27 protein-coding genes are annotated in these 22,947 nt (G+C 41.5%); 24 read left to right on the forward strand and 3 right to left on the reverse strand.

Annotated elements, in window-relative coordinates:
• The first annotated feature begins 4 nt into the window (after window positions 1-4).
• The 7 genes from N8L33_RS01880 to dnaJ all read left to right on the forward strand — a co-directional run bounded on the left by N8L33_RS01880 (window position 5) and on the right by dnaJ (window position 7,122).
• Window positions 5-325, forward strand: coding sequence for a PadR family transcriptional regulator (locus N8L33_RS01880; protein WP_203175810.1), 321 nt, complete (start codon window positions 5-7; stop codon window positions 323-325).
• On the forward strand, window positions 325-900 hold the full coding sequence (locus tag N8L33_RS01885) for a DUF2812 domain-containing protein (protein ID WP_203175818.1): 576 nt from the start codon (window positions 325-327) through the stop codon (window positions 898-900). The genes N8L33_RS01880 and N8L33_RS01885 overlap by 1 nt, the downstream gene beginning before the upstream one ends.
• Before the next feature lie 34 nt (window positions 901-934).
• Window positions 935-1,447 carry a DUF2812 domain-containing protein gene (locus tag N8L33_RS01890; protein WP_261048241.1) on the forward strand — a complete coding sequence of 171 codons (513 nt, stop codon included), beginning with the start codon at window positions 935-937 and terminating at the stop codon, window positions 1,445-1,447.
• Between the two features lie 160 nt (window positions 1,448-1,607).
• Window positions 1,608-2,642, forward strand: a complete 1,035-nt coding sequence (hrcA, locus tag N8L33_RS01895; RefSeq protein ID WP_000255754.1) for a heat-inducible transcriptional repressor HrcA — start codon at window positions 1,608-1,610, stop codon at window positions 2,640-2,642.
• 26 nt (window positions 2,643-2,668) lie between these two features.
• Window positions 2,669-3,193: a nucleotide exchange factor GrpE gene (gene grpE / locus N8L33_RS01900; RefSeq protein WP_000046038.1), complete on the forward strand. Its 525-nt coding sequence runs from the start codon at window positions 2,669-2,671 to the stop codon at window positions 3,191-3,193.
• A 367-nt stretch (window positions 3,194-3,560) separates the two neighbouring features.
• Window positions 3,561-5,384, forward strand: coding sequence for a molecular chaperone DnaK (gene dnaK, locus N8L33_RS01905; RefSeq protein ID WP_000034661.1), 1,824 nt, complete (start codon window positions 3,561-3,563; stop codon window positions 5,382-5,384).
• A gap of 601 nt (window positions 5,385-5,985) precedes the next feature.
• The gene (gene dnaJ, locus N8L33_RS01910) at window positions 5,986-7,122 is read left to right on the forward strand and encodes a molecular chaperone DnaJ (RefSeq protein ID WP_261058195.1); all 1,137 of its coding nucleotides are present in this window, start codon (window positions 5,986-5,988) and stop codon (window positions 7,120-7,122) included.
• A gap of 280 nt (window positions 7,123-7,402) precedes the next feature.
• Here dnaJ and N8L33_RS01915 read toward each other — a convergent pair whose 3' ends face one another.
• Together N8L33_RS01915 and N8L33_RS01920 are read right to left on the reverse strand one after the other, a co-directional pair.
• On the reverse strand, window positions 7,403-7,690 hold the full coding sequence (locus N8L33_RS01915) for a hypothetical protein (RefSeq protein WP_049495002.1): 288 nt from the start codon (window positions 7,688-7,690) through the stop codon (window positions 7,403-7,405).
• A gap of 9 nt (window positions 7,691-7,699) precedes the next feature.
• Window positions 7,700-8,110: an HIT family protein gene (locus N8L33_RS01920; protein ID WP_125430815.1), complete on the reverse strand. Its 411-nt coding sequence runs from the start codon at window positions 8,108-8,110 to the stop codon at window positions 7,700-7,702.
• A gap of 67 nt (window positions 8,111-8,177) precedes the next feature.
• On the opposite strand from N8L33_RS01920, the gene N8L33_RS01925 reads away from it, so the two are divergent.
• Window positions 8,178-8,909, forward strand: a complete 732-nt coding sequence (locus N8L33_RS01925) for an ABC transporter ATP-binding protein (protein ID WP_125430812.1) — start codon at window positions 8,178-8,180, stop codon at window positions 8,907-8,909.
• Window positions 8,906-9,955 (forward strand): ABC transporter permease, encoded by a 1,050-nt coding sequence (locus N8L33_RS01930; RefSeq protein WP_261058196.1) that lies wholly within the window; start codon window positions 8,906-8,908, stop codon window positions 9,953-9,955. Before N8L33_RS01925 ends, N8L33_RS01930 begins: the two co-directional genes overlap by 4 nt.
• A 60-nt stretch (window positions 9,956-10,015) precedes the next feature.
• Here the strand turns inward: N8L33_RS01930 and N8L33_RS01935 are convergent, their stop codons facing one another.
• Window positions 10,016-10,345 (reverse strand): helicase BlpT, encoded by a 330-nt coding sequence (locus tag N8L33_RS01935; protein ID WP_261058198.1) that lies wholly within the window; start codon window positions 10,343-10,345, stop codon window positions 10,016-10,018.
• A gap of 295 nt (window positions 10,346-10,640) precedes the next feature.
• Here N8L33_RS01935 and N8L33_RS01940 point away from each other — a divergent pair, with 295 nt between their 5' ends.
• The 15 genes from N8L33_RS01940 (at window position 10,641) to infB (ending at window position 22,883) form a co-directional block, all read left to right on the forward strand.
• Window positions 10,641-11,378: a response regulator transcription factor gene (locus N8L33_RS01940; protein WP_261058199.1), complete on the forward strand. Its 738-nt coding sequence runs from the start codon at window positions 10,641-10,643 to the stop codon at window positions 11,376-11,378.
• 13 nt (window positions 11,379-11,391) lie between these two features.
• On the forward strand, window positions 11,392-12,741 hold the full coding sequence (locus N8L33_RS01945) for a sensor histidine kinase (RefSeq protein ID WP_261058200.1): 1,350 nt from the start codon (window positions 11,392-11,394) through the stop codon (window positions 12,739-12,741).
• 68 nt (window positions 12,742-12,809) lie between these two features.
• Entirely contained in the window at window positions 12,810-13,166 is a 357-nt protein-coding gene (locus N8L33_RS01950) for a hypothetical protein (RefSeq protein ID WP_261058201.1), read from the forward strand.
• A 362-nt stretch (window positions 13,167-13,528) separates the two neighbouring features.
• Window positions 13,529-13,933: an immunity protein gene (locus tag N8L33_RS01955; protein WP_261058203.1), complete on the forward strand. Its 405-nt coding sequence runs from the start codon at window positions 13,529-13,531 to the stop codon at window positions 13,931-13,933.
• A gap of 82 nt (window positions 13,934-14,015) precedes the next feature.
• Window positions 14,016-14,399 (forward strand): immunity protein, encoded by a 384-nt coding sequence (locus N8L33_RS01960; RefSeq protein ID WP_261058206.1) that lies wholly within the window; start codon window positions 14,016-14,018, stop codon window positions 14,397-14,399.
• Between the two features lie 65 nt (window positions 14,400-14,464).
• Window positions 14,465-15,154, forward strand: coding sequence for a CPBP family intramembrane glutamic endopeptidase (locus N8L33_RS01965; RefSeq protein WP_261058208.1), 690 nt, complete (start codon window positions 14,465-14,467; stop codon window positions 15,152-15,154).
• 40 nt (window positions 15,155-15,194) lie between these two features.
• Window positions 15,195-15,443: an immunity protein BlpZ gene (gene blpZ / locus N8L33_RS01970; RefSeq protein WP_261058209.1), complete on the forward strand. Its 249-nt coding sequence runs from the start codon at window positions 15,195-15,197 to the stop codon at window positions 15,441-15,443.
• Between the two features lie 30 nt (window positions 15,444-15,473).
• Window positions 15,474-16,085 carry a CPBP family intramembrane glutamic endopeptidase gene (locus tag N8L33_RS01975; RefSeq protein WP_261058216.1) on the forward strand — a complete coding sequence of 204 codons (612 nt, stop codon included), beginning with the start codon at window positions 15,474-15,476 and terminating at the stop codon, window positions 16,083-16,085.
• Window positions 16,086-16,246: 161 nt separating this feature from the next.
• Window positions 16,247-17,041 carry a cell cycle regulator CcrZ gene (gene ccrZ / locus N8L33_RS01980; RefSeq protein ID WP_000363005.1) on the forward strand — a complete coding sequence of 265 codons (795 nt, stop codon included), beginning with the start codon at window positions 16,247-16,249 and terminating at the stop codon, window positions 17,039-17,041.
• Window positions 17,038-17,673: a tRNA (guanosine(46)-N7)-methyltransferase TrmB gene (trmB, locus tag N8L33_RS01985; protein ID WP_261058218.1), complete on the forward strand. Its 636-nt coding sequence runs from the start codon at window positions 17,038-17,040 to the stop codon at window positions 17,671-17,673. Before ccrZ ends, trmB begins: the two co-directional genes overlap by 4 nt.
• A 125-nt stretch (window positions 17,674-17,798) precedes the next feature.
• A complete protein-coding gene (gene rimP, locus N8L33_RS01990) occupies window positions 17,799-18,278 on the forward strand; it encodes a ribosome maturation factor RimP (protein ID WP_000338691.1) in 480 nt (159 codons plus the stop codon).
• 43 nt (window positions 18,279-18,321) lie between these two features.
• On the forward strand, window positions 18,322-19,458 hold the full coding sequence (gene nusA, locus N8L33_RS01995; RefSeq protein ID WP_261033988.1) for a transcription termination factor NusA: 1,137 nt from the start codon (window positions 18,322-18,324) through the stop codon (window positions 19,456-19,458).
• A 21-nt stretch (window positions 19,459-19,479) separates the two neighbouring features.
• On the forward strand, window positions 19,480-19,773 hold the full coding sequence (gene rnpM, locus N8L33_RS02000; protein ID WP_261058220.1) for an RNase P modulator RnpM: 294 nt from the start codon (window positions 19,480-19,482) through the stop codon (window positions 19,771-19,773).
• The gene (locus tag N8L33_RS02005) at window positions 19,766-20,065 is read left to right on the forward strand and encodes a YlxQ-related RNA-binding protein (protein ID WP_001041390.1); all 300 of its coding nucleotides are present in this window, start codon (window positions 19,766-19,768) and stop codon (window positions 20,063-20,065) included. The genes rnpM and N8L33_RS02005 overlap by 8 nt, the downstream gene beginning before the upstream one ends.
• A gap of 16 nt (window positions 20,066-20,081) precedes the next feature.
• Complete coding sequence (infB, locus tag N8L33_RS02010) at window positions 20,082-22,883, forward strand: translation initiation factor IF-2 (RefSeq protein ID WP_261058221.1); 2,802 nt, start codon at window positions 20,082-20,084, stop codon at window positions 22,881-22,883.
• The last annotated feature ends 64 nt before the right edge of the window (window positions 22,884-22,947 follow it).

A 22,947-nucleotide genomic window follows, 5' to 3' on the forward strand; every position in this document is an offset into this window, starting at 1 on the left:
GCAAATGAAATTAACGGATAAGATTCGTCGAGTTTATCTTCCGATGACGGAAACGGGTTTTTATATCTTGTTCTGTCTGCAAAAGGAAGGTCATGGGTACAGTATTACGCAAAAGGTCAAGGGGATGACAGATTCGCAAGTCTTGATTAGTCCAGGAACTATGTATGGGACCTTGTCAAAAATGGAAAAGGATGGTTTGATTTCCTTTGTCCGCGAAGAGGAAAAACGGAAAATCTATCAGATAACAGACTTGGGACGAAAAGTCTTAGATATTGAATTGAAGCGTATTGAACGGCTCTACAGAAATAGTCGGGAGGAAGGATGATGGAAAAGAAAATTGTTTATCGAATTTTTACAATTGCGGATTATGAGAGGGAGGCTTTGTACTTTAGAGAAATGCATGCTAAGGGCTGGAAACTTAGAAAAGTAAGCTACTCTATCTTATTGTTTGCAGTTAAGTATACCTTTGAAAAGTGTCAGCCTGAGCAAGTGTCTTATCAGTTGGATTTTTACCCAATGGAAAAATCAGAGAGAACCTCCTATTTACAGCTGTTTAAAGACTGTGGTTGGGAGCATATTACAGACTTTAATAGTTTTTCCTATTTTAGAAAAGCGCATTCTGAAATTGAATCGGATGCAGAATTTGAAATCTATAATGACGCTGCTGGGAAGTTAGCTATGGTTAATCGCATTTTAAGACTGCGACTAGTACCTGTTTTACTTTTGCTAGCCATACATATACCATTCTTACTTAAATTGCTCAATAGAAGTAATGCGTATGGTCTATGGAGTTTTCTTGCGGTCGGGCTAGATGTTTTCTTGTCTTTAATCCTTTTGTTAATAGTTGCCTATATTAGCTGGAAGTTATGGCATAAAAAGAAGGAATTATCAGATTTATGATAGGATAGGTATGCTCAAAATTGGAGGGGAAGTCATGATAAATAAAAAGCAATTTCGGATTTTCACTATTCTTGATTTGGACAAGGAAGAAGAGTATTTGCATGAGATGCACTTAAAAGGTTGGAGGTATAGAACGAGTCGTTTTGGTTTTTTCTATTTTGATCAATGTCAACCAGATGATGTCATCTACCGTATCTATGATTCTAGATTTCTTAAAAAGTATAAGCATGAACTGCAAGATTTTAGAAATAGAGGTTGGGAATTGATAGAAAGAGGTTTTTGTTCAGTTCTTCGTAAACCAGCTTCTGATATGCTTCCAGAGGATCAAGTCTATATGAGTAATAATCTTAGGTGGGAAGTTATGCGGTTTAGACTTCGTTCCTGTACAGCTACTTTCTCGGGTGGTCTTGTTGTTTGTATGAGTTTATTTAAAGAAGAGCTTTCTATATCTTTCTTTATTATTTTTCTTTTATATGCTTTAATGATTTCTTATCTAATCCATGGTTTTTTCAGACTTAAAAGGAAATACCGAGTAGATGAACAGTGAGTTTCTAGGTCTTCAGACTGATTTTTAGCACTCTTGGTAAAAGAGTGCTAATTTTTTGAGTTTTTGTCTTGACATTCTCTTTTAAGGGTGTATAATAGAATCATAAGTTAGCACTTGAACGTGTCGAGTGCTAATCGGTCAGACAGAGAGGAGTGATGAGATGGTTACAGAGCGTCAGCAGGATATTTTAAATCTGATTATTGACATCTTTACCAAAACGCACGAACCTGTCGGATCCAAAGCCTTGCAAGAGTCTATTAACTCTAGCAGTGCAACCATTCGTAATGACATGGCGGCTCTAGAAAAGCAAGGTTTGCTTGAGAAGGCTCATACTTCAAGTGGTCGGATGCCAAGTGTTGCTGGCTTTCAGTACTATGTAAAACACTCACTGGATTTTGACCGACTGGCTGAAAATGAGGTTTATGAGATTGTCAAAGCCTTTGATCAGGAGTTCTTCAAACTGGAGGATATTCTGCAAGAGGCTGCTAATCTACTGACAGACCTGAGCGGCTGTACGGTAGTAGCACTGGATGTTGAGCCGAGTAGGCAACGGTTGACAGCCTTTGATATCGTTGTTTTGGGGCAACATACAGCCTTGGCAGTATTTACCTTAGACGAGTCTCGAACGGTTACCAGTCAGTTTCTGATTCCAAGAAACTTCTTGCAGGAAGATTTGCTGAAACTGAAGGCAATCATTCAGGAACGTTTCCTAGGTCACACTGTTCTAGATATCCACTACAAGATTCGGACGGAGATTCCGCAGATTATCCAGCGTTATTTCACAACGACGGATAATGTTATCGATCTCTTTGAACACATCTTTAAGGAAATGTTCAACGAAAATATCGTGGTGGCAGGCAAGGTCAATCTCTTGAATTTTGCCAATCTAGCAGCTTATCAGTTCTTTGACCAACCGCAAAAGGTGGCCTTGGAGATTCGTGAAGGGCTGCATGAAGATCAGATGCAAAATGTCCGTGTTGCGGACAGCCAAGAATCCTGTCTAGCAGACCTAGCGGTGATTAGTAGCAAGTTCCTCATTCCTTATCGGGGAGTTGGAATTCTAGCAATTATCGGTCCGGTCAATCTGGATTACCAACAGCTAATCAACCAAGTCAATGTGGTCAACCGTGTTTTGACCATGAAGTTGACAGATTTTTACCGCTACCTCAGCAGTAATCATTACGAAGTACATTAAGATTGAAATCATTAAAGGAGGCGAAGATGGCCCAAGATATAAAAAATGAAGAAGTAGAAGAAGTTCAAGAAGAGGAAGTTGTGGAAACGGTAGAAGAAACGACTCCTGAGAAGTCTGAGTTGGACTTGGCAAATGAACGTGCAGATGAATTTGAAAACAAATACCTTCGCGCTCATGCAGAAATGCAAAATATCCAACGCCGTGCCAATGAAGAGCGTCAAAACTTGCAACGTTATCGTAGCCAGGATTTGGCAAAAGCAATTCTCCCTTCTTTGGACAACCTTGAGCGTGCACTCGCAGTTGAAGGTTTGACAGATGATGTGAAGAAGGGCTTGGAAATGGTGCAAGAAAGCTTGATTCATGCTTTGAAAGAAGAAGGAATCGAAGAAATCGCAGCTGACGGTGAATTTGACCATAACTATCATATGGCTATCCAAACTCTCCCAGCAGACGATGAACACCCAGCAGATACCATCGCCCAAGTCTTCCAAAAAGGCTACAAACTCCATGACCGCATCCTACGCCCAGCAATGGTAGTTGTCTACAACTAGGCGATTCTGACGGTTGCTGAAGCAACTCGTCAGAAAACGGCAATCGCTATGGCGTTTGCCTAGCCTCCTTACTAACTCGTCGTCGAAATAAAATCGATTTCGACTTCTCGTGTCGCAATTTACATAATAGAAAACTTGTCCGAAACGACACTAAACTATGAAGAAAGATAAGAGGCAAGCCGGAGGCTTGCAAGGAAGATATTTCCCGCCGTGGTGAAAGTTTCAGTAGCTTTTGCTACTGAAACAGGGGATTTTTGAGACAATAGGCTCAAAAATAAGTGATGAAATCCCGGAGGGAGTTGCTCACGTCCCCACCACTTAAGGGAAATATCAAAAATAGAAAATTAACTAACAAGGAGAAAAACACATGTCTAAAATTATCGGTATTGACTTAGGTACAACAAACTCAGCAGTAGCAGTTCTTGAAGGAACTGAAAGCAAAATCATCGCAAATCCAGAAGGAAACCGTACAACTCCATCTGTAGTATCATTCAAAAACGGCGAAATCATCGTTGGTGATGCTGCAAAACGTCAAGCAGTCACAAACCCAGATACAGTTATCTCTATCAAATCTAAGATGGGAACTTCTGAAAAAGTTTCTGCAAACGGAAAAGAATACACTCCACAAGAAATCTCAGCTATGATTCTTCAATACTTGAAAGGTTATGCTGAAGACTACCTTGGTGAAAAAGTAACGAAAGCAGTTATCACAGTTCCAGCTTACTTCAACGATGCTCAACGTCAAGCAACAAAAGATGCTGGTAAAATCGCTGGTCTTGAAGTAGAACGTATCGTCAACGAACCAACTGCAGCCGCTCTTGCTTATGGTTTGGACAAGACTGACAAAGAAGAAAAAATCTTGGTATTTGACCTTGGTGGTGGTACATTTGACGTCTCTATCCTTGAATTGGGTGACGGTGTCTTCGACGTATTGTCAACTGCAGGGGACAACAAACTTGGTGGTGACGACTTTGACCAAAAAATCATCGACCACTTGGTAGCAGAATTCAAAAAAGAAAACGGTATTGACTTGTCTACTGACAAGATGGCAATGCAACGTTTGAAAGATGCAGCTGAAAAAGCGAAGAAAGACCTTTCTGGTGTAACTTCAACTCAAATCAGCTTGCCATTTATCACTGCTGGTGAGGCTGGACCTCTTCACTTGGAAATGACTTTGACTCGTGCGAAATTTGATGATTTGACTCGTGACCTTGTAGAACGTACAAAAGTTCCAGTTCGTCAAGCCCTTTCAGATGCAGGTTTGAGCTTGTCAGAAATCGACGAAGTTATCCTTGTTGGTGGTTCAACTCGTATCCCTGCCGTTGTAGAAGCTGTTAAGGCTGAAACTGGTAAAGAACCAAACAAATCAGTAAACCCTGACGAAGTAGTTGCTATGGGTGCTGCTATCCAAGGTGGTGTGATCACTGGTGATGTCAAAGACGTTGTCCTTCTTGATGTAACACCATTGTCACTTGGTATCGAAACAATGGGTGGTGTCTTCACAAAACTCATCGACCGTAACACAACAATTCCAACATCTAAATCACAAGTCTTCTCAACTGCGGCAGACAACCAACCAGCTGTTGATATCCACGTTCTTCAAGGTGAACGCCCAATGGCAGCAGATAACAAGACTCTTGGACGCTTCCAATTGACAGACATCCCAGCTGCACCTCGTGGAATTCCTCAAATCGAAGTTACATTTGATATCGACAAGAACGGTATTGTGTCTGTTAAGGCTAAAGATCTTGGAACTCAAAAAGAACAAACAATTGTGATCCAATCTAACTCAGGTTTGACTGATGAAGAAATTGACCGCATGATGAAAGATGCAGAAGCAAACGCTGAAGCAGATAAAAAACGTAAAGAAGAAGTAGACCTTCGTAACGAAGTAGACCAAGCAATCTTTGCGACTGAAAAGACTATCAAGGAAACTGAAGGCAAAGGATTCGACGCAGAACGTGACGCTGCCCAAGCTGCCCTTGATGACCTTAAGAAAGCTCAAGAAGACAACAACTTGGACGACATGAAAGCAAAACTTGAAGCATTGAACGAAAAAGCTCAAGGACTTGCTGTTAAACTCTACGAACAAGCCGCAGCAGCGCAACAAGCTCAAGCAGGAGCAGAAGGCGCACAAGCAACAGGAAACGCAGGTGATGACGTCGTAGACGGAGAGTTTACGGAAAAATAAGATGCAAAGCCCGTTAAAACCCCACAGTGAAAATAGGAAATCTGATGCAGAAACTTTAGTTTCTAGGAAGATTTGCACCTAAAGGTAGCCACATCTGTAATTCGCTAAAGCGAAAACAGTTACGTCTCTTTTTCACCAAGAGGTTAGGGAGTGCTCGATTTAGCATTACTAGTTTGATTTTTAAAACTCGAACGTCGTAATGATAAGAAGAAATCCAGAGGTTGCAACCCAGCCTCTGTTTTTCGATAAAAAGAGTCTAAACCTGATTTATTTGGGGTTTGTCTCATCAATATGAAATACAGGAATTGAACCCGACCTAAATGGTGGTTTCGTTCCGCAACAATAACAGAAAGGAACAAAGGTGTTCAGGGAATTGAACACGGGTTCCCAAATTTCTTACTCAATATAAAAGAAAGGAATTGAACCCGACCTAAATGGTGGTTTCGTTCCGCAACAATAACAGAAAGGAACAAGGGTGTTCAGAAAATTGAACACGGGCTACGGACTGTGCCAAAAAGATAGTTTTTTCTAGGACGCAAGCCTCCGTCGTCAAAACTCCTATTTTGGCTGTGTCCGTTTGACGCCCTTTGTATCTTGAATTATGAACAATACTGAATTTTATGATCGTCTGGGGGTGTCAAAAAACGCTTCGGCAGACGAAATCAAAAAGGCTTATCGTAAACTTTCCAAAAAATATCACCCAGATATCAACAAGGAGCCTGGTGCTGAGGAAAAGTACAAGGAAGTTCAGGAAGCCTATGAGACTTTGAGTGACGACCAAAAACGGGCTGCCTATGACCAATACGGTGCTGCTGGAGCCAATGGTGGTTTTGGTGGAGCTGGTGGTTTCGGCGGTTTCGATGGGGCAGGAGGCTTCGGTGGTTTTGAGGACATCTTCTCAAGTTTCTTCGGCGGAGGCGGTGCTTCACGTAATCCAAATGCTCCTCGTCAGGGGGATGACCTCCAATACCGTGTGAACTTGACCTTTGAAGAAGCTATCTTTGGAGCTGAAAAAGAAGTCAAGTACACCCGTGAAGCTAGCTGTCGTACGTGTAATGGCTCAGGGGCTAAGCCAGGAACAAGTCCAGTCACTTGTGGACGCTGTCATGGTGCTGGTGTCATTAACGTCGATACACAGACTCCGCTTGGTATGATGCGTCGCCAAGTAACCTGTGATGTCTGTCATGGTCGCGGAAAAGAAATCAAAGATCCATGTATAACCTGTCATGGAACAGGGCATGAAAAACAAGCGCATAGCGTACATGTCAAAATTCCTGCTGGTGTAGAAACTGGTCAACAAATTCGCCTAGCTGGTCAAGGTGAAGCTGGATTTAACGGTGGACCTTATGGTGACTTGTATGTAGTGGTTTCTGTGGAAGCAAGCGACAAGTTTGAACGTGAAGGAACCACTATCTTCTACAATCTCAACCTCAACTTTGTCCAAGCGGCTCTTGGTGACACAGTGGATATCCCAACTGTTCACGGCGATGTTGAATTGGTTATCCCAGAGGGAACTCAGACTGGTAAGAAATTCCGTCTACGTGGCAAGGGAGCTCCGAGCCTTCGTGGTGGTGCAGTTGGTGACCAATACGTTACCGTTAATGTCGTAACACCGACAGGCTTGAACGAACGCCAAAAAGCAGCGCTTAAAGAATTCGCAGCTGCTGGTGATTTAAAAGTCAATCCAAAGAAAAAAGGCTTCTTTGACCATATTAAAGATGCTTTTGAAGGAGAATAAAAGTAAAAAGAGCCGTTGGGCTCTTTTTGTTTATAGATTTTTTAAGACTTTTCTTAAGTGATGACGGATGGTAGCGATCTTCTTCGAAGTTCCATACCTAAACTTTGAGCCTAGGTCTCAAAGTTTCAGAACATCTGAAACCAAACTGTTTCAGGTGTTTTCATTACGGCGGAAAGTCTTCGATTTAGTTATGAAATGGTGAATGAGTTGCCTAAATTATGATGTATAGTTAATGGGATATAACTTGTTTACCTTTTAAAAAAGAGCTGTCGAGCTCTTTTTACTTATCTTCAGTTTCCTGTGTTTCTTTAATCACAGCTAGTCTAGTCTGGATATCTTTTTCCAAGACCTTAAACTTGTAAGTCAGGTCTTCTTGGTATTCTTTGATGAGTTCTTTTTGCTGGTCAATGATTTGCAGGCTGTTTTGGATAATATCCACATCGTCCTTGATAGCTTGAACGCGGTCAGTAGTGTTCAAGACTTCATCTGTGATGGTTTGGCGATTTTTTGTGAGCAGATAACTTCCGGCTGCAGCTCCTGCAAATAGCAGTAGGTTGGATAATTTCATGGCAACTCCTTAGGTATTTTTGATGGTTTCAGCGACTTGAGCAAGTTTGTCAAAGTCTGGTTCGTGGGCGATAAAATCAATCTTGAGGTCATCGTCCGCACTGTAGCGAGGCACGAGGTGAACGTGAGTATGAAAGACTGTTTGACCAGCGACTTCTTCACAGTTGGCAATGATATTCATACCAGCAGCCTTGGTAGCTTTCATGACTTTTTGAGCCACTGTTGGCACCTGGGCAAAGAGTTGGCTGGCGCTAGAAGCGTCCATTTCCAAAAGATTGCGATAGTGTTCTTTGGGTACGACCAAGGTGTGTCCTGGTGTCACTTGAGAGATATCAAGAAAGGCAAGAACCTGCTCATCTTCATATACTTTTGAAGCAGGAATTTCCCCTGCAATGATTTTACAAAAAATGCAATCTGACATAAAATCTACCTCTACTGTATTGAATTTTGATATAATATAGCTACATTATACCAGATTTGGAGAAAATATGTTAGAAATTAAAAACCTGACAGGTGGTTATGTCCATGTCCCTGTCTTGAAAGATGTGTCTTTTACTGTTGAAAGTGGGCAGTTGGTTGGTTTGATTGGTCTCAATGGTGCTGGGAAATCAACGACAATCAATGAGATTATCGGTCTGTTGACACCTTATAGTGGCTCCATCAATATCAATGGCCTGACCTTGCAAGAAGATGCAACGAGCTACCGCAAGCAAATTGGCTACATTCCTGAGACACCTAGCTTGTATGAGGAATTGACCCTCAGAGAGCATATCGAAACGGTTGCTATGGCTTATGCTATCGAGCAGAAAGTGGCTTTTGATCGAGTAGAACCTTTGTTAAAAATGTTCCGTCTGGACCAGAAATTGGACTGGTTCCCTGTTCATTTTTCAAAAGGGATGAAGCAAAAGGTCATGATTATCTGTGCTTTTGTGGTGGATCCGAGTCTCTTTATCGTGGATGAGCCTTTCCTTGGTCTTGATCCTCTGGCTATTGCAGACTTGATTCAGCTTTTGGAAGTGGAAAAGCAAAAGGGTAAGTCTATTCTCATGAGTACCCACGTGCTGGATTCGGCTGAGAAGATGTGTGATGCTTTTGTCATTCTTCACAAAGGGGAAGTGCGTGCTAAGGGAAATCTCCTGCAACTGCGCGAAGCATTTGATATGCCTGAGGCTAGTTTGAATGATATCTACTTGGCTCTGACCAAAGAGGAGGAGCTATGAAAGACTTGTTTTTAAAGAGAAAGCAGGCTTTTCGTAAGGAGTGTCTTGGTTATCTGCGTTATGTTCTCAATGACCACTTTGTCTTGTTCCTGCTTGTTCTGCTGGGATTTCTAGCCTACCAGTACAGTCAACTCTTGCAACATTTTCCTGAAAATCATTGGCCTATTCTTTTGTTTGTAGGAATTACCTCTGTTTTATTTTTGCTTTGGGGAGGAATTGCCACCTATATGGAGGCTCCAGACAAGCTCTTTCTCTTGGTTGGAGAAGAGGAAATCAAATTCCATCTCAAGCGTCAAACTGGCATTTCTCTAGCCTTTTGGCTCTTTGTCCAGACCCTTTTCTTGCTGTTATTTGCGCCCTTATTTTTAGCAATGGGCTATGGCTTGCCTGTTTTTCTGGTCTATGTGCTTTTATTGGGAGTAGGTAAATATTTCCTCTTTCGTCAAAAGGCCAGCAAATTTTTCACTGAAACTGGACTGGATTGGGACTATGTCATTTCCCAAGAAAGCAAGCGTAAGCAAGTCTTGCTTCGGTTCTTTGCCCTCTTTACGCAGGTCAAGGGAATTTCAAACAGCGTCAAGCGTCGTGCCTATCTGGACTTTATCCTAAAGGCTGTTCAGAAGGTGCCTGGAAAGATTTGGCAAAATCTCTATCTGCGTTCTTATCTGCGAAATGGAGACCTCTTTGCGCTCAGTCTTCGTCTGCTCTTGCTTTCCATACTGGCACAGGTCTTTATCGAGCAAGCTTGGATTGCGACAGCAGTGGTAGTTCTCTTTAACTACCTCCTGCTCTTCCAGTTGCTGGCCCTCTATCATGCCTTTGACTACCAGTATTTGACCCAACTCTTTCCACTGGATAAGGGGCAAAAGGAAAAAGGCTTACAGGCGGTAGTCCGAGGATTGACCAGTTTGGTCTTAGTGGTGGAATTAGTTGTCGGACTTGTGACCTTCCAAGAAAAACTGGCCCTTTTAGCCTTGCTGGGAGCTGGTTTGGTGTTACAAGTCTTGTATCTGCCTTATCAGGTGAAACGCCAGATGCAGGACTAACATTGCTTATATGAAACAAAAAAGAAGTTGAGTTCAATTTAGCTCAGCTTCTTTTATTTTCTACAAGAGAATGGTTGATCCATAGAGACTTAACTTGGTCTTGACTTGGTCAAAATGGAAGCGGTCATAGGCCCGCCAAGCGGCGCGAGTAGGAGCATCTGGATCGAGAGCGCTGAGTCCCATGAGCAGACTGGAAGTCTGGTAAAATTTTTCCAGTTCAATCAAGACTCGATTATCCACTGTTTCAGCCTTGGATAGAAAACCAAGAATAGAGTTTAGTTGTTCTTGAAAGCGGACATCGTCTGCTGTTGCCTGTTTGCATGCTTGATAGGCTTTGTTTAAGTCCGTAATCAAAGTCTGAGCTCTTTTGATGGGGTCTGTATCTGTCATGAGAATTCCTCCTTTAATCTGTGTGCCAGTCTTACTTCTAGCAATTGTGTTTTGATACTGCCAGTTTATCACTTTTATCTCCTTTTTCACCATAAAATCTTTAATTGTTCTTGAAATTTCCTGAATGGTAGTGTTAAGATTTTATGATAAAATAGTGGTAAGATTATCATGCTTATTTGAGGAACAAGATACCTTTCAGGAGCGTTGAAGGCCTGTTTAGGATTTGGTGGGCTTGTATCAAAGTATTTTTGCTATTCTCTTTTTAGGAAGAAATTGAAACAAGGAGAGTAAGAAGATGAGAATATTTGTTTTAGAAGATGATTTTTCCCAACAGACTAGGATTGAAACGACGATTAAGAAACTTTTGAAAGGACATCAGATTATTCCCAGCTCTTTTGAGGTCTTTGGGAAGGCAGACCAACTGCTGGCAGAGGTGCATGAGAAGGGCGCCCATCAGCTATTCTTTTTGGATATTGAGATTCGAAATGAGGAGATGAAGGGTCTGGAAGTGGCTAGAAAGATTCGGGATCGAGACCCCTATGCCCTGATTGTCTTTGTGACGACTCACTCGGAGTTTATGCCCCTGTCCTTTCGCTACCAAGTGTCTGCTTTGGACTACATTGATAAGGCCTTGTCAGCAGAGGAGTTTGAATCTCGGATCGAGACAGCCCTCCTCTATGCCAATAGTCAGGATAGTAAAAGTCTGGCGGAAGATTGCTTTTACTTTAAATCAAAATTTGCTCAATTCCAGTATCCTTTTAAAGAGGTTTATTATCTTGAAACGTCGCCCAGAGCCCATCGTGTTATTCTCTATACCAAGACAGATAGGCTGGAATTTACAGCGAGTTTAGAGGAGGTTTTCAAGCAGGAACCCCGTCTCTTGCAGTGCCACCGCTCTTTTCTCATCAATCCTGCCAATGTAGTTCGTTTGGATAAGAAAGAAAAACTCCTTTTCTTTCCCAATGGAGGAAGCTGTATGATTGCGCGTTATAAGGTCAGAGAAGTGTCTGAGGCCATCAATAACTTACATTGAGTGAGGTGCTGGAATGGAATTAGTTTGGAAGATAGTATATGTGTTTTTGATATCTGGATTGGAATTGTTTATATTTTTTAAGGTGGATGGAATTGTTCTAACTCTGGAGAGAGTTTTTAAGTCCTTTCTTTTTAAGCTACTTTTAGCAGTTGTTTTTGTAACGATTAGCTATATAGTAGGAAATACTTACCTATCTTATTTTATGGAACCCTTGTACGGCATTGGTTTATCTTTCTTATTGTTAAGAGGGCTTCCTAAAAAACTACTCTTCTTTTATGGTCTCTTTCCAATGATGTTGGTGAATCTTTTTTTCAGGGTAGTCTCCTATTTTGTGCTTCCATTTTTGGGGCAAGGGCATGTGTATGATGACCGCTCTTTTATTTGGTTATGTATAAAAATTTTCATTTGCTTTATTTCTCTAGCCTTTTTGAAATGGTTAGACTATGATTTTACTAGTTTGAGAAGGGAGATTCTCGATAAAGGTTTTCAAAAGTCCCTGACTAAGATTAACTGGATAATGGGGGCTTACTATCTAGTGATGCAAAGTCTGTCTTATTTTGAAAATGTACAAGGTATTCAATCAACGACTGTTCGCCATCTGATTCTAGTGTTTTACCTACTCTTTTTTATGGGGATTATCAAGAAGCTGGATACCTATTTGAAGGACAAACTCCATGAGAGACTGGACCAAGAGCAGGCCTTGCGCTACAGAGATATGGAACGCTATAGTCGGCATATAGAGGAACTTTACAAGGAAGTACGGAGTTTTCGCCATGACTACACCAACCTCTTGACCAGTTTACGTCTGGGCATTGAAGAGGAGGATATGGAGCAGATAAAAGAGGTCTACGACTCGGTCTTAAAGGATTCCAGTCAGAAATTGCAGGACAATAAATATGACCTAGGACGACTCGTGAATATTCGTGACCGTGCCCTCAAAAGTCTTCTAGCAGGGAAATTTCTAAAAGCCAGAGATAAGAACATAGTCTTTAATGTCGAAGTTCCTGAGGAGATTCAGGTAGAGGGGATGAGTCTACTTGATTTTCTAACCATTGTGTCTATCCTTTGTGACAATGCTATTGAAGCTAGTGTAGAGGCCAGTCAACCTCATGTTTCAATCGCCTTTTTAAAAAATGGAGAACAGGAGACCTTTATCATTGAAAACTCCATCAAAGAAGAGAGCATCGATATTTCTGAAATCTTCTCCTTTGGAGCCAGTTCTAAAGGGGAAGAGAGAGGAGTTGGTCTCTATACTGTTATGAAAATTGTGGAAAGCCATCCTAATACCAGTCTAAATACCACCTGTCAAAATCAAGTCTTTCGTCAGGTTTTAACAGTTCACTCGATGTCAGTTGATGATTAGAAGATCTGTGGAAAGAAGTACCGCCTGTAGTCATCAATTAAAATGCCATAGTATATGAGGTACCCTATATGAATAAGAAATCCTTTTTTATCATCTGTTCTACGTTGATTATAGCATCGAATCTTCTCATGATTTCCGTGGTGAATAAGGGAGAAGGAACAGGGAGTAACCTGTTTGTGATTGCTATAGCCTGTGTTATGTTACCAGTCTTTTTATATGCAGTTGAAAACCAACTGACTTCATTGGTAAGAGTAGAATCAATACTCCTGATTCAGTTGACAGTTATATCCCTACTCCGTCTTATCAACAGAATAGGGAGTACGCCTGAAATCCTCAACATTATCATTACCCTTATCGCTTTGGCAAGTGGGACAGCTGCTATCCTTGTTGCGATCATGAGAATATATGAGAACATACGGAAGTGAGGGGGATTAGTTCTCTATTTTGTATTTTCACATTGTCAAGTTCCCCCAGGGCAAGTATGTTTTTCATGCTTGCTTTTTAAATTTTTTAACAATTCAAGATGTTTTGATGACCATTTATGATTTGAGTGATCCAAGGTCAAAATGAGTGCTATACTAACAGTGTAAAGGTTCTTACTCAACAAACATTCAGGAGGAAATCTTATGAAGAAAAAAATATTTGTCATTTTCATCTTGTATCTGATCATGTCCATCTTTCTATATCCGCTTAGGGAGAGTGCTTGGTATCAGCTATTTTATACCATAGCCTATGTGATTGCATTTATGATTTATTTTGCTTTAATGAAAAAGAAAGGAGCAAAGAAATGAAAGCTTTTCTTGCTAAAAAACGGAACATCTTCCTTACTAGATTGTTCCTAGGGCAGTTGCCCTTGCTTGTCTCCACTTATCTATTTCTATCTCGTCAGTTTTTAAATTTTTCCTTGGTCTTCCAATTTCTCTTAGTGGTTATTAACTTGGCTTCGATTTTGGTTACTGTTTACCTCACTAGGGAAATGAGGATAAGAGAGTTTGAAGATGATGATTTGGTTAGTCCTAGAACCAATCAACTCATGTATATCGGCTTGACAGGTTTTATGTCTATTATTTGTTTGTATAGAGGGATCACAGCAGGAGAATTCTATCAACAATTAATTGCCTACATTGGCTCTATTCTCTGCTTGCTTATCATGCTTCTGCTCATGTGGGGCTTGAAGTATTATAAAAAGTAGCTTTCTATCCTTTTCTGACAGGATATTTGAGTAGAAGGCTCTATTAAATTGTTAGTGAAATAAATGAATAGAGGTATTTAATATGAAATACAGATTATTTCTTGTTATTTTCTTGAGTAGTATGTTGAATCTTCTTTTAGGGACATTTTTACAAATCTCTAATGTATCGATTGGGTGGATTGTTCTCTACAGTGGATTATTTGAAGCCGGCGTTTTCCTTCTTGCTAATAAAGGGGTGGCGGTAAAAATCAAGGAAGTAGATATTCGAAATCGCTTTAAATTTATTTTTGGAAAAACCTTATGGTTTCAAATTCTTTTGCTCATCTTTTTGATGGTCAAACTTTATCTTGGTTTGGATGCGAGGTTGATTTTATTCTATGGACATATTTTCATTGTCTTTAATGCCTTAATGTATCTATTATCTAGTAGTCAGGTTAGCCTTAAAAAGAACAAGCTGTCTTCTTAATCTTACAGCAGTAGAGCCTGACAGGAGGGGGTCATCCTGTCTTGTAGATAGTGGGGAGGAGTTATATGAAAAAACACGCTATCCTTTTCAAAACGAGTGCAATTCTTTCTTATTTATTTCTGTTTTTCGGATTGTTTTGGACAACCCAATTTTGGAGCAATTATTGGGAGTTCTCGTCTTGGGTAGGAAATCTTATCTGGATTCGAAACATCATCAGCCTTCTCTTTATCTGCTTTATGATTTGGATTTTGGTCAGGTCGGGCCATGCTTATCTCTTTCGTATCCCTAGAAAAAAGTGGTTGAGCTATTCCGTACTGACGGTGTTAGCCGCTGTTGTACTTATCTGCTTTAACTATCTGACAGCTAGACACGTTCAGGGAACCAATGAAGGGTGGAATTTGTTTATTGCCTATAGTGAGACAAATTTTGCGGAGTTTGGTGTTTACCTAACCTTAATCGTACTAGGACCTCTGATGGAAGAATTGGTATGTAGGGGATTGCTTCAACATGCCTTCTTTAAGAATTCGAGGTGGGGGCTGGATCTTCTCTTTCCGTCATTCTTATTTGCCTTGCCCCACTTTTCTAGCTTGCCAAGTCTCGCAGATATTTTTGTCTATACGGCAGTGGGCTGTCTATTTGCCTGTCTAACACGTTATACGAAGAGTATCTATCCTTCTTATTCGATTCATATTGTTAATAATATCATTGCAAACTTACCATTTTTGCTCACTTTTCTACATAGGGTCTTGGGGTAAAAAAACCAAGGCTTGCTTTTCAGCTATAGAGGAGGTTATCATGTATAAACACTTATTTTTCCTAGATTCCAAAACCTTAGACTGGTTGACACCCTATATTCTAGTCTTGGCTTCTGACACCATTGCCTTTAACGTTTTTGTGCTAACCTTTGTATCTGCGGTGGTCTTTAATTCCCTAAATTCCATGCTAGCTTTTATGGCTATATTCTTAGGGGCTGGCTATGTGGTCGGATTTTGGTTACTAAAATGGTTTGTTTTGGAAAGATTAGAGCTCAAGGATGACTTGTAGGGAAGTTTGTTTGTTGAGGAGGATCGTTTTATGGCCATTTTCAATAAGTGCCATGCCTTATTTTTGGGATTTTTAGTACTAATAATCGTTATTACAGTTCCTTATACGATTAACCATGGGGATTTTTTTCAAAATGAATCTGAATTGATTATTGTAAGTCTTCTAGTAACCTCGCTGAGTGTTGCTTATGCTAGAAAGTTTGAAATGATTTCTTTTGGGATGTTAAGCAAGAAACAACTTTTACTTTTCATTGCAATTTTTCTTCTAAGTGTGCTTGAGACGCTGGTTTATATTCATTTCTTCGCTATTTCTTCTGGCGCAGGAGTTCAACACTTGGCGGAAGTCAGCAGAGGAATTTCTCTGTCTTTGATTTTGACTACCTCAGTTTTTGGCCCCATCCAGGAGGAACTCATTTTCAGAGGACTTCTTCAAGGTGCGGTTTTTGACAACTCTTGGTTAGGGCTTGTGCTAACTTCCTCTCTCTTTTCTTTCATGCATGGACCTTCCAATGTCCCTTCGTTTATTTTTTATCTACTTGGGGGCTTGTTGCTGGGCTTTGCTTATAAAAAGAGCCAAAACTTATGGGTTTCTACTCTAGTCCACATGTTTTATAACAGTTGGCCACTCCTATATTATTTATAAAAATTATGAAAAGGTAAGCAGAAGACGGTGCTTGCCTTTTTCTTTCTATAATGATACTCAAGCCAATCCAGAGGCTTTTCTTTGAGAATCGGGTGTGGAGCGGTTGACGAATAGGCCAAAAACTAGTAGAATAGTAAGGAAACTTTATACGGAGGAAAGAAATGGATTTGGGTGATAATGAGCTAACACTGACTCCCATACCTGGGAAGAGTGGCAAGGCTTATATGGGTAGCTATCCTGATGGGAAGCGCATCTTTGTAAAAATGAACACCTCTCCAATCCTACCTGGTCTAGCTAGAGAACAAATTGCTCCACAATTATTATGGAGTCGCCGTTTGGCAGATGGGCGTGATATGTGTGCTCAAGAATGGTTGACTGGCAAGATATTGACCCCCTATGATATGAATCGTAAACAAATCGTCAATATTTTAACCCGTCTACATCGCTCACGTCCGTTGATGACACAGTTGAGTCGTTTGGGCTATGCCATGGAAACACCTGTAGATTTACTACAGTCTTGGCAAGAAACGGCTCCAGATGCTTTGCGTAAAAATCATTTTATCAGTGAAGTGATGGCTGATTTACGTCAGACTATTCCAGGATTTAGAGAGGACTATGCGACCATTGTCCATGGAGATGTACGACATAGTAATTGGATTGAGACAGATAGTGGCTTGATTTATTTGGTGGATTGGGATTCGGTTCGCTTGACCGATCGCATGTTTGATGTGGCCCATATGCTCTGCCATTATATTCCAGAACATCAGTGGAAGGAATGGTTGACCTACTACGGCTATAAGTACAATCAAACGGTATTAAATAAATTGTATTGGTACGGACAATTGTCTTATTTGAGCCAGATTTCCAAGTATTATATGAACCAAGATTTAGAAAATGTCAATCGGGAGATTCATGGCTTGCGTCACTTCCGAGACAAGTATGGAAAGAGAAGATGAGAGTTAGAAATCGTAAAGGGGCGACAGAATTACTAGAGGCAAATCCCCAGTATGTGGTCCTCAATCCCTTGGAAGCCAAGGGAAAATGGCGGGACTTGTTTGGAAATGATAATCCCATTCATGTGGAGGTTGGAAGTGGAAAGGGTGCCTTTGTTTCAGGTATGGCTAAGCAAAACCCTGACATCAACTATATCGGGATTGATATTCAAAAGTCTGTTTTGAGCTACGCTTTGGACAAGGTGCTTGAAGTTGGAGTGCCTAACATCAAGCTCTTGTGGGTAGATGGTTCTGATTTGACTGACTACTTTGAAGACGGTGAGATTGATCGCTTGTATCTGAATTTTTCAGATCCATGGCCGAAAAAACGCCATGAAAAGCGTCGTTTGACCTACAAGACCTTCTTGGATACCTTCAAACGTATCTTGCCTGAAAATGGAGAAATTCATTTCAAGACAGATAATCGTTGCTTGTTTGAGTACAGCCTCGTGAGCTTTTCTCAGTATGGCATGAAACTCAATGGTGTCTGGCTAGATTTGCATGCCAGTGATTTTGAAGGCAATGTCATGACAGAATACGAGCAAAAATTCTCAAACAAGGGGCAAGTTATCTACCGAGTTGAGGCAGAATTTTAAGAAATAGCCTGAAATCAGGCTGTATAAGTGCTTTTGCTTTACATAAGTTAGCAAACGTGCTATACTAAGAGTAAGAATATGAAAAGTGAGGCGGGGAAATATCTTCGCCTCTTGCTTATGAGGAGGTGGACGCAATCGCAACAATCGTAGAATTAGTCAGAGAAGTTGTAGAACCTGTCATACAAGCACCTTTCGAACTCGTGGATATCGAGTATGGAAAGATCGGCAGTGACATGATTCTCAGTATTTTTGTAGATAAACCTGAAGGAATTACCTTGAACGACACGGCAGACTTGACAGAAATTATCAGTCCTGTCCTAGACACCATCAAGCCAGATCCCTTCCCAGAACAATATTTCCTAGAAATTACCAGTCCAGGCTTGGAACGTCCTTTGAAAACCAAGGATGCCGTCGCTGGAGCGGTTGGGAAATACATTCATGTCGGGCTCTACCAAGCCATCGATAAGCAAAAGGTCTTTGAAGGAACCTTATTGGCCTTCGAAGAGGACGAGTTGACCATGGAATATATGGACAAGACGCGTAAGAAAACTGTCCAAATTCCATACAGTTTAGTATCAAAAGCACGTTTAGCAGTTAAATTATAGAAAAAGAAAGGATAGCTTTTGAGGATTCAAAAGTGAAGAAAACATGAGTAAAGAAATGCTAGAGGCCTTCCGCATTTTGGAAGAAGACAAGGGAATCAAAAAAGAAGACATCATCGACGCAGTAGTAGAGTCGCTTCGTTCCGCTTATCGCAGACGCTATGGTCAATCAGACAGCGTAGCTATTGACTTCAACGAAAAAACAGGTGACTTTACAGTTTATACTGTCCGTGAAGTGGTTGATGAAGTATTTGATAGCCGTTTGGAAATCAGCTTGAAAGATGCTCTTGCCATTAATTCAGCCTATGAGCTTGGCGACAAAATCAAGTTTGAAGAAGCACCTGCTGAGTTTGGCCGTGTAGCAGCCCAATCTGCTAAACAAACCATCATGGAAAAAATGCGCAAGCAAACACGTGCCATCACTTACAATACTTACAAAGAGCATGAACAGGAAATCATGTCTGGTACTGTAGAACGCTTTGACAACCGCTTTATCTATGTCAACCTTGGTAGCATCGAAGCCCAATTGTCAAAACAAGACCAAATTCCTGGAGAAGTTTTTGCTTCTCATGATCGTATTGAAGTTTATGTCTACAAGGTTGAAGACAACCCTCGCGGTGTCAACGTCTTTGTTAGCCGTAGCCATCCAGAAATGATCAAACGCTTGATGGAGCAAGAAATTCCAGAAGTTTATGATGGAACGGTTGAAATTATGAGCGTAGCCCGTGAAGCTGGTGACCGTACGAAGGTTGCCGTTCGCAGTCATAATCCAAACGTGGACGCTATCGGTACAATCGTTGGACGCGGTGGTGCTAACATCAAGAAAATCACTAGCAAATTCCACCCAGCTCGCTATGATGCCAAGAGCGACCGTATGGTACCAATCGAAGAAAACATCGATGTTATCGAGTGGGTAGCAGATCCAGCTGAATTTATCTACAATGCCATTGCTCCTGCTGAGGTTGACCAAGTTATCTTTGACGAAAACGACAGCAAACGTGCCTTGGTGGTTGTTCCTGATAACAAGCTTTCTCTTGCTATCGGTCGTCGTGGACAAAACGTTCGCTTGGCGGCTCACTTGACTGGTTACCGTATCGATATCAAGTCTGCTAGCGAATTTGAAGCCATGGAAGAAGCTGATTCAGTAGAGTTGGAAGCAGAAAATGCTACTGTAGAAGAATAAAAGCTGCTAGAGGAGGGAAAGATGAAAACAAGAAAAATCCCTTTGCGCAAGTCTGTTGTGTCTAACGAAGTGATTGATAAGCGTAATTTGCTCCGAATTGTCAAGAACAAGGAAGGACAAGTCTTTATCGATCCGACAGGCAAGGCTAATGGCCGTGGCGCTTATATCAAACTAGACAATGCAGAAGCCCTGGAGGCGAAAAAGAAGAAGGTCTTTAACCGCAGCTTTAGCATGGAAGTGGATGAAAGCTTTTATGACGAGTTGATCGCTTATGTGGATCACAAAGTGAAAAGAAGAGAGTTAGGACTTGAATAAGCAAAAGATAAGCAATCTCTTGGGACTTGCTCAGAGAGCAGGGCGGATCATATCGGGTGAAGAATTGGTGGTCAAGGCCATTCAAGATGGCAAGGCCAAGTTGGTCTTTCTAGCCCATGATGCTGGACCCAATCTGACCAAGAAGATTCAAGATAAAAGTCATTATTATCAAGTAGAAATTGTAACCGTGTTTTCAACACTGGAATTAAGCATAGCAGTCGGGAAATCAAGAAAGGTTTTGGCTGTGACAGATGCTGGATTTACAAAGAAAATGAGGTCTCTTATGGAATAGAAGAGGAGGACATGATTTGTCTAAGAAAAGATTGTACGAAATCGCAAAAGAACTTGGAAAAGAAAGTAAAGAAGTTGTAGCGCGTGCAAAAGAGTTGGGCTTGGATGTGAAAAGCCACTCATCAAGTGTGGAAGAAGCTGTCGCTGCAAAAATCGCTGCCAGCTTTAAGACTGTAGCTGCTCCGAAAGAAGAAGCAAAACCTGCAGCACCAAAAGCAAGTGCAGAAAAGAAAGCCGAAAAATCTGGGCCAGCTAAACCAGCTGTGGCTAAGGAAGAGGCAAAGCCTGCTGAACCAGTCGCTCCTAAAACAGAAAAAGTAGCGGCTAAACCGCAAAGCCGTAATTTCAAGGCTGAGCGTGAAGCCCGTGCCAAAGAGCAGGCAGAACGACGTAAGCAAAATAAGGGCAATAACCGTGACCAACAACAAAACGGAAACCGTCAGAAAAACGACGGCCGTAATGGTGGAAAACAAGGTCAAGGAAACCGCGACAATCGTCGCTTTAATGACCAAGCTAAGAAACAGCAAGGTCAGCAAAATCGTGGAAACGATCGCCGTCAACAAGAGGACAAACGTCCAAATCAAGCGGCTCCACGTATTGACTTTAAAGCCCGTGCAGCAGCTCTAAAAGCAGAACAAAATGCAGAGTACGCACGTTCAAGTGAGGAACGCTTCAAGCAGTATCAGGCTGCTAAAGAAGCCTTGGCTCAAGCTAACAAACGCAAGGAACCAGAGGAAATCTTTGAAGAAGCGGCTAAGTTAGCTGAACAAGCGCAGCAAGCACAGCAAGTTCAAGCAGTGGTTGAAGTCGTCCCTGAGAAAAAAGAAGCTGCAGTGGATACACGTCGTAAAAAACAAGCTCGACCAGACAAAAATCGTGACGATTATGATCACGAAGAAGATGGTCCTAGAAAACAACAAAAGAATCGAAGTAGTCAAAATCAAGTGAGAAATCAAAAGAATAGTAACTGGAATAACAACAAAAAGAACAAAAAAGGCAATAACAAGAACAACCGTACTCAGACTCCAAAACCTGTTACAGAGCGTAAATTCCATGAATTGCCAACAGAATTTGAATATACAGATGGTATGACCGTTGCGGAAATCGCAAAACGTATCAAACGTGAACCAGCTGAAATCGTTAAGAAACTCTTTATGATGGGTGTCATGGCCACACAAAACCAATCTTTAGATGGGGAAACAATTGAACTCCTCATGGTGGATTATGGTATCGAAGCCAAACAAAAGGTTGAAGTGGATAATGCCGACATCGAACGTTTCTTTGTCGAAGATGGTTATCTCAATGAAGATGAATTGGTTGAGCGTCCACCAGTTGTAACTATCATGGGACACGTTGACCACGGTAAAACAACACTCTTAGATACCCTTCGTAACTCTCGTGTTGCGACAGGTGAAGCAGGTGGTATCACTCAGCATATTGGTGCCTACCAAATCGTGGAAAATGGAAAGAAGATTACCTTCCTTGATACACCAGGACACGCGGCCTTTACATCAATGCGTGCGCGTGGTGCATCTGTTACCGATATTACTATCTTGGTCGTAGCGGCAGATGACGGGGTTATGCCTCAGACTATCGAAGCCATTAACCACTCAAAAGCGGCCAACGTTCCAATCATCGTAGCCATCAACAAGATTGATAAACCAGGTGCTAACCCAGAACGCGTTATCGGTGAATTGGCAGAGCATGGTGTTATGTCAACTGCTTGGGGTGGAGATTCTGAATTTGTTGAAATCTCAGCTAAATTCAACCAAAATATCGAAGAATTGTTGGAAACAGTCCTTCTTGTGGCTGAAATCCAAGAACTCAAAGCAGACCCAACAGTGCGTGCTATCGGTACAGTTATCGAAGCGCGCTTGGATAAAGGAAAAGGTGCGGTCGCAACCCTTCTTGTTCAACAAGGTACCTTGAATGTTCAAGACCCAATCGTTGTCGGAAATACCTTCGGTCGTGTCCGTGCTATGACCAACGACCTTGGTCGGCGTGTTAAGGTTGCTGGACCATCAACACCAGTGTCAATCACAGGTTTGAACGAAGCGCCAATGGCAGGTGACCACTTTGCTGTTTACGAGGATGAAAAATCTGCACGTGCAGCAGGTGAAGAGCGTGCCAAACGTGCCCTTATGAAACAACGTCAAGCTACCCAACGTGTCAGCCTTGAAAACCTCTTCGATACCCTTAAAGCTGGTGAACTCAAATCAGTTAACGTTATTATCAAGGCCGATGTACAAGGTTCTGTTGAAGCCCTTTCTGCCTCACTTCAAAAGATTGACGTGGAAGGTGTCAAAGTTACCATCGTTCACTCAGCGGTCGGTGCCATCAACGAATCAGACGTGACCCTTGCTGAAGCTTCAAATGCCTTTATCGTTGGTTTCAACGTACGCCCTACACCACAAGCTCGTCAACAAGCAGAAGCTGACGATGTAGAAATCCGTCTCCACAGCATTATCTACAAAGTTATCGAAGAGATGGAAGAAGCTATGAAAGGGATGCTTGATCCGGAATTCGAAGAAAAAATCATCGGTGAAGCTCTTATCCGTGAGACCTTCAAGGTATCTAAAGTGGGAACTATCGGTGGATTTATGGTTATCAACGGTAAGGTTACCCGTGACTCTAAAGTCCGTGTTATCCGTGACGGTGTCGTTATCTATGACGGTGAACTTGCAAGCTTGAAACACTACAAAGACGACGTGAAAGAAGTTACAAACGGTCGTGAAGGTGGATTGATGATCGATGGCTACAATGATATCAAGATGGATGATGTGATTGAGGCCTATGTCATGGAAGAAATCAAGAGATAAGATTTTTGCTCCTTTCTTAGGTGGTGGGGGACGCAAGCAAACCGATGGTTTCATTGCTTATTTT

It is taken from the genome of Streptococcus mitis, from assembly GCF_946188695.1.
GTDB classification, from domain to species: domain Bacteria; phylum Bacillota; class Bacilli; order Lactobacillales; family Streptococcaceae; genus Streptococcus; species Streptococcus mitis_DF.

Bases quoted from the DNA above. Each gene is read 5' to 3' on its own strand.
- N8L33_RS01880 (WP_203175810.1), top strand. From the start codon at position 5: ATGAAATTAACGGATAAGATTCGTCGAGTTTATCTTCCGATGACGGAA.
- N8L33_RS01885 (WP_203175818.1), top strand. From the start codon at position 325: ATGGAAAAGAAAATTGTTTATCGAATTTTTACAATTGCGGATTATGAG.
- N8L33_RS01890 (WP_261048241.1), top strand. From the start codon at position 935: ATGATAAATAAAAAGCAATTTCGGATTTTCACTATTCTTGATTTGGAC.
- hrcA (WP_000255754.1), top strand. From the start codon at position 1,608: ATGGTTACAGAGCGTCAGCAGGATATTTTAAATCTGATTATTGACATC.
- grpE (WP_000046038.1), top strand. From the start codon at position 2,669: ATGGCCCAAGATATAAAAAATGAAGAAGTAGAAGAAGTTCAAGAAGAG.
- dnaK (WP_000034661.1), top strand. From the start codon at position 3,561: ATGTCTAAAATTATCGGTATTGACTTAGGTACAACAAACTCAGCAGTA.
- dnaJ (WP_261058195.1), top strand. From the start codon at position 5,986: ATGAACAATACTGAATTTTATGATCGTCTGGGGGTGTCAAAAAACGCT.
- N8L33_RS01915 (WP_049495002.1), bottom strand. From the start codon at position 7,690: ATGAAATTATCCAACCTACTGCTATTTGCAGGAGCTGCAGCCGGAAGT.
- N8L33_RS01920 (WP_125430815.1), bottom strand. From the start codon at position 8,110: ATGTCAGATTGCATTTTTTGTAAAATCATTGCAGGGGAAATTCCTGCT.
- N8L33_RS01925 (WP_125430812.1), top strand. From the start codon at position 8,178: ATGTTAGAAATTAAAAACCTGACAGGTGGTTATGTCCATGTCCCTGTC.
- N8L33_RS01930 (WP_261058196.1), top strand. From the start codon at position 8,906: ATGAAAGACTTGTTTTTAAAGAGAAAGCAGGCTTTTCGTAAGGAGTGT.
- N8L33_RS01935 (WP_261058198.1), bottom strand. From the start codon at position 10,345: ATGACAGATACAGACCCCATCAAAAGAGCTCAGACTTTGATTACGGAC.
- N8L33_RS01940 (WP_261058199.1), top strand. From the start codon at position 10,641: ATGAGAATATTTGTTTTAGAAGATGATTTTTCCCAACAGACTAGGATT.
- N8L33_RS01945 (WP_261058200.1), top strand. From the start codon at position 11,392: ATGGAATTAGTTTGGAAGATAGTATATGTGTTTTTGATATCTGGATTG.
- N8L33_RS01950 (WP_261058201.1), top strand. From the start codon at position 12,810: ATGAATAAGAAATCCTTTTTTATCATCTGTTCTACGTTGATTATAGCA.
- N8L33_RS01955 (WP_261058203.1), top strand. From the start codon at position 13,529: ATGAAAGCTTTTCTTGCTAAAAAACGGAACATCTTCCTTACTAGATTG.
- N8L33_RS01960 (WP_261058206.1), top strand. From the start codon at position 14,016: ATGAAATACAGATTATTTCTTGTTATTTTCTTGAGTAGTATGTTGAAT.
- N8L33_RS01965 (WP_261058208.1), top strand. From the start codon at position 14,465: ATGAAAAAACACGCTATCCTTTTCAAAACGAGTGCAATTCTTTCTTAT.
- blpZ (WP_261058209.1), top strand. From the start codon at position 15,195: ATGTATAAACACTTATTTTTCCTAGATTCCAAAACCTTAGACTGGTTG.
- N8L33_RS01975 (WP_261058216.1), top strand. From the start codon at position 15,474: ATGGCCATTTTCAATAAGTGCCATGCCTTATTTTTGGGATTTTTAGTA.
- ccrZ (WP_000363005.1), top strand. From the start codon at position 16,247: ATGGATTTGGGTGATAATGAGCTAACACTGACTCCCATACCTGGGAAG.
- trmB (WP_261058218.1), top strand. From the start codon at position 17,038: ATGAGAGTTAGAAATCGTAAAGGGGCGACAGAATTACTAGAGGCAAAT.
- nusA (WP_261033988.1), top strand. From the start codon at position 18,322: ATGAGTAAAGAAATGCTAGAGGCCTTCCGCATTTTGGAAGAAGACAAG.
- rnpM (WP_261058220.1), top strand. From the start codon at position 19,480: ATGAAAACAAGAAAAATCCCTTTGCGCAAGTCTGTTGTGTCTAACGAA.